The sequence below is a fragment of the Bacteroidales bacterium genome (assembly GCA_021157585.1).
Classification (GTDB): Bacteria; Bacteroidota; Bacteroidia; order Bacteroidales; family UBA12170; genus UBA12170.
Genome location: JAGGWH010000106.1, coordinates 1 through 5,292 on the forward strand (window position 1 = coordinate 1; position 5,292 = coordinate 5,292).

Annotated in this window: 4 protein-coding genes; all 4 read right to left on the minus strand. The window is 34.2% G+C overall.

The features are described 5' to 3' along the window. Positions 1-43 precede the first annotated feature (43 nt). Entirely contained in the window at positions 44-262 is a 219-nt protein-coding gene (locus tag J7K39_07665) for a hypothetical protein (protein ID MCD6179766.1), read from the minus strand. Positions 263-358: 96 nt separating this feature from the next. After that, a complete protein-coding gene (locus J7K39_07670; protein ID MCD6179767.1) occupies positions 359-2,848 on the minus strand; it encodes a DEAD/DEAH box helicase family protein in 2,490 nt (829 codons plus the stop codon). Continuing rightward, positions 2,841-4,202, minus strand: a complete 1,362-nt coding sequence (locus J7K39_07675) for a putative DNA binding domain-containing protein (protein ID MCD6179768.1) — start codon at positions 4,200-4,202, stop codon at positions 2,841-2,843. The genes J7K39_07670 and J7K39_07675 overlap by 8 nt, the downstream gene beginning before the upstream one ends. A gap of 4 nt (positions 4,203-4,206) precedes the next feature. Continuing rightward, a partial coding sequence (locus J7K39_07680) for an Eco57I restriction-modification methylase domain-containing protein (GenBank protein ID MCD6179769.1) occupies positions 4,207-5,292 on the minus strand: 1,086 nt, incomplete at its 5' end.

A 5,292-nucleotide genomic window follows, 5' to 3' on the forward strand; every position in this document is an offset into this window, starting at 1 on the left:
AACAAATTTATCATCAATTTTTCCTTTTGACAGAAGCCAATCTTCATATTTGTAAAATCCCTGTAATTATTAAAACCACATATCCTTTGAAATAGTCAACTCCGTTACTTTTGGTGTCGCCTGCCTGACGTGCCTTGGCAGACAGGTTTAACAATGCAAATAAAAACTGTTGATGATAGTGCTGCGGAGTTTTTATATGATTAGATGTTGTACTTTTGTGCTTTATTATTTCTTTATAATTCATTTCAAATTTTGTTAGCATATTTTCAGTGTTGGCAAAGACATACTTATTGCCAAGTCTTAGCTTGTACAGTCGGCTTTGTGCGAATTGCAAATATGTATGGCTTTATGAGTTGACTTATTCATTTTCTACTAATTCGATATAATCATCTGAACTCAAAACAGTATCATAAAGACCAACTTCCTCACCTTGATGTTTATTTATTCCTATATATTCCAAACTTGCATCTTCATATCGTTTGAATTTATAAACAGCATCATTCATTAAAGAATTATTAAAAACACCCAAACTAACCAACAATTCAAAATCTTTAACATCTAATCCTGTTACTTTCTTAAACAAGCCGGGTTCAAGTTGAGTAATTACATCTTTCAAGCTTCTTTCCCTATAATCTGTTAAATACATAAATACCGGTATTCTTGTAGCAAACTTGATAAGTTTATCCTGTATCTTCTTTCGTAAACTTTTATACTCTTTTTCTTCGTCTGTTAGCTGTTTCTTTTCTTTTTTAGAGAGCTTTTCATCATTAGCTTCTTTCTTTGTTTTTTTAACAGATTCCGATTTATTAATGATTGTTTCAATATCTTGGTTCAGATTTCTAAAACCCTCAATACTCATTAAAGCATTTAATGCTTCTTCATTATTCATTAAACGAGCAAGCGTAGCATTATCAACATTTACAAGTAGTGCACTTTCCCAACGTCTTGCAAGTAAGGTTGCTGTTGTTCCACTCATTGCAATATCTAAAACACCTGCTGCATCAACTTGACGCATTGAACTACCATCGTAAGCAAGAACCGGTAAAAAATGAATAAACTCAGCTACATTTTTTTCCGGGTTAGATTCATTGACATTTAAACGACAAGCATAATCAGCTACTTGACTTAATGCTCTGTTAGGTGCAAAATCAAATACATAACATTCTTCTTTTATTATTTCTGATGTACCGTCGGGATTGCTTATTGTCCAAGGCGATTGAACTCTAAAAGCCGCTTGAAAGTATGTTTCAGGACTTGAAGAGTTACGAAGCATAAAAATACCGGTCCACGGTTTTACGGTAACACCTGTTGTTAATTTACCACAAGAGAGGGTAATAGTTTTTGTTTCCAAAGGATTATCCATTGCTTTATAAACCGGTGGTAATGCTTCAACTCCTATGCCTGCCTTCGTACCTGCTGCAACAATAATTTCATAGTCATGCCAAAAGGTATTTTGTCGTTGTTGCATTAGGTTTCGCATAGCATAAGCCGAAGCAACACTTGGCAAAAACCAAAATGTATGAGTTAGAATATTTTTTAAACGAGCATCAGAAAAAGGCATTGGTGGCTTTTTAGCTCCCATTTTTAAATTATCAATGGTTGTTTCTTGATAACTACCGCGAATTAAGTCTAACCACTTTTGGACATCACTTTCTAATTTAAATTTTGCATTATTTCCATCTCCTTCGGCTGCAAAGAAAACATTCAGGTCAAATTCATTAAATTCACCTCCGAGTGCAATTTCTCTAATCGCATCCGGCATTTGATAAGTTAGCATTACCATTCTTGGTAAAGAAGCATAAGGATTATTCTCTCCTTTCCATTCTTCTTTTTCTCTTTGTTCATCAGAATATGTCCAGTTGAATATTTGCTCTTCTATAAATTCACCCGAAGTTATGGCTCTAAATGGAGTACCTGAAAGATATAAAAAGGCATCTGTGGTAATTGGTAAAATATCCTCATCAAACTCTTTAACATCTCCCGTTTCTAAAATATTTTCTTTTTCTTCGCTTTCAAAAAGGTCTTTGGCATTCTCTCGCCATGCTCCGTAATGATATTCATCAAAAATTACACAATCCCAATTTATTGCATGAACCCACTCATTTTTTGTTTTTATTCCGCCTGTTGAACTGTTTCTTCCAAGAAAATCCTGAAACGAACCAAAACAAACAAAAGGCCTTGTTTTATCTGCTTCTTCGTATGACAAACTGTTACGCGAAATAAATTGCCAATCTTCAAAATCAATATGTGTCATTAAATCTTCTTCCCAAGCACTTTGAACAGCAGGTTTAAAAGTTAGTACAAGTATCTTTTTCCAACCTTGTTTTTTTGCTAATTGGTACGAAGCAAATGTTTTACCAAAACGCATTTTAGCATTCCACAGAAAACGTGGAGTTTTATTTTTATTTTCAGGTTCTTTATTAAAACTCTCAAAATATTGAATGGTTTTATTTACTGCTTCCTCTTGTTCAGGTCGCATCTTGAAATTAAGACTACGATTTTCTTCGTTAAGTTCATTATTTTGAACTGCTATTATTGCAGCTTTAACATCTCTAACTTTACATTTAAACCATTCACCATCAGTATTTATTATGCCTTTTTTGCGTAAATATTTATGTATATCGTGGTCGGTAAATGAAGTACCGTCATTTCGTATTGCCGGTTCAATAAGAACAATTTCATATCTTGAATGAGTTGCCCCAATTTGTTCTTCAATCCGCTCCTGAGCAGAACGAGTTGTATACCCAATTTTTAGTTGACCATCACGGGAAGTATCGTTTGGTAAAGTATAAGCATAAATGGTTGGTTTTGCTTCCGGTCGCTTTGGAAAGAAGTTGTTTTTACTCATTTTTTTCCTTTTTTGTATCTGTGTTAATAACGATATTCCAATAACCACCGAGCTTAGCGCCCTTTCGTTCAATAATTTTCATATCTTTTAGTTTTTTTATGTAATTTTCAATCGTTCTTGACGATTTATTTAATATCTCCGCCATTTTAACCGCCGTAATATCAGGTTTCTGTTCAATAAGTTTTAGCACTTCTATAAGCATGGGTGACAGATTTTCCCGAAATCCTTCCGAATTCTTTCCGAAATCTTTCCGAAATTCTTCCGAATTCTCATTATAAAGAGGCGTGTTAAAATAAAAAACCATTCTGATGAAATTATCCAAAAATATAAAAGAGTCCCGCGTGTATGATTGCAGGATACGGGGAACACCTGAACCGAGATGCTCTACTAACTCCAGATCTCTGAAAATACGCATTAACTCCTTATTGCGAGGGATAGAAACGCCTTTAAAGAAATCGTTTTGTGTCATCCCTTCGGGCAGAGAACCGTAGGAGGTTATTTCAAGCCTGTCTGAGAATATTTCAAATTTCGGGGGCACTTCTGTGGAGTAATCATTATGAACAATGGCATTTACCACAGCTTCGCGAATGGCTACACTATCCCACATGCGCCGTTCTATTCTCTGTTTAGGTGTTATTTTTGCCGATGTTTTATTCTCCACCTCCAACTTATCCAAAATGCTTTTTGTTGCTTTTACCAATGAGCAGTAGCCGTATTCGTTATTTTCAATTAAATCAACCCGATCGGTACCTGCATATTTTGCCAATTTTATCGACATGCCGTTTCTATCGGACAACAAGTAAGCAACATAATTATATTTGTTGTTTTCGGCAAGAAGCTCCAGGTTTTGTGCAAAATTTTCATTTAGCGTAAGTCCTTGTGCTTCGTAGTAAATTTTTAATTGTTCAAAGCTTAAATCCTGCTTGCGTGAGATAATATTACCTATGGAGTTTCGTGTGCGTTTGGAAAAATATTCTTCAATTATTTTCACGGGCATGGGCTCGGCGGCAGAGCCCACACGGATAAAGCAGCCCTTTTCGCTCATACATTTTTTGGCAATATAATAGGGCTTTTCCGAACCGCTTGCCACAATGATTTTTATTATCTCTTTACCTTGAGCGGTTTCTTCCACCACATCAAAAAGCCCCATACACGAAGGTTTGATATTGTTTTTTAAGCGGTCTTTTATTTTTAGCTGAACTGAATCGCTATCCGTTAAATCGTAAACAGCACCCGAATTATCAATACCGATATAGATATGTCCTCCCTCTCGTGAATTGAGAAAGGCAACTACCTCTTTTTCCAAATCGGCGGTTAATTCTCTTTTATATTCGATGCGATTGTTCTCTGACATAATGTTAATCCATTGGTCTTATTAATGTATTGATAAATTCCTGTTCTTCTTTTATTATTCCGTATTTCTGGTATAGTTTACCATCAGTCCACTCTTCATTAAAATTTTGAATAGGAACAAATTCAAATATACCTCTTGAAATATTTTGTGTATTCTTTATTAACGACATAAGAAATCTAAAAAAATAAGTAGTCATATACTTTGCAAGGTTATATGCTTGTTTTTCTGTTTCTAATATACTAACTACTAAATATGTTTCAGTACAAGCAGATGGTGGTAAAGCTACTATTGGGCTACTTATAATTTTATGAGGATACTCATCTCCCCCTGGGCTTGCTTTTGATACAATTACTTTAATCTTATCAACCCAATCTTGATTTTTTATTAAATCTGTTTTCGATACATATCCAATATCACCAACTCTATAAAGTTTAATATCTTTTCCAGGTTTTAGAGTTTTAGAAAATCCTTTATAATTAGACGGTAATCCAAATGGCTTTCTTGCACTCACACGTTCTCCAAAAGTTTTTTCATTAAACTTTTTAACTTTTTTCAATATGCTAATTGCTTGATTATAACGAATAAAAACATTTACACCTCTCTCCAATAGAGGTCTTGTTGTTTCATTAACTACTTCACCATCTTTATAATTCAAAACTTTGCAATGCCCATTATATTCTTTTTCCCATAGAAAATAACAAACTCCACCACGTATATTCAACCCTGGAAAACAATCTGATGTCTCAGGAAAGTCATGAATTTGTGAAATTCTACTATCATTTAACATTTCTTCTCTAAACTCATCTAAACCTTTACCGCCTGAATACCACCTTGCAGGTATAATCATACTTAAATACCTTGGATTTAATTTTTTTGCTTGTTGGATAAATTTATGGTATAAAGATATTGCCCCAGAATCCCTTCCCCCACCATCGCTCAACTGATACGGTGGATTTCCAATAATTACATCAAATTTCATATTAAATATTTTCTCCGGTTTATTAGTATGTATAAATTGATAAGCATATGTTTCTAAACTATCAGCTCTATCGTAAACTTCTTGGCTTGCTCCGCAAAAAGTACATTTTCC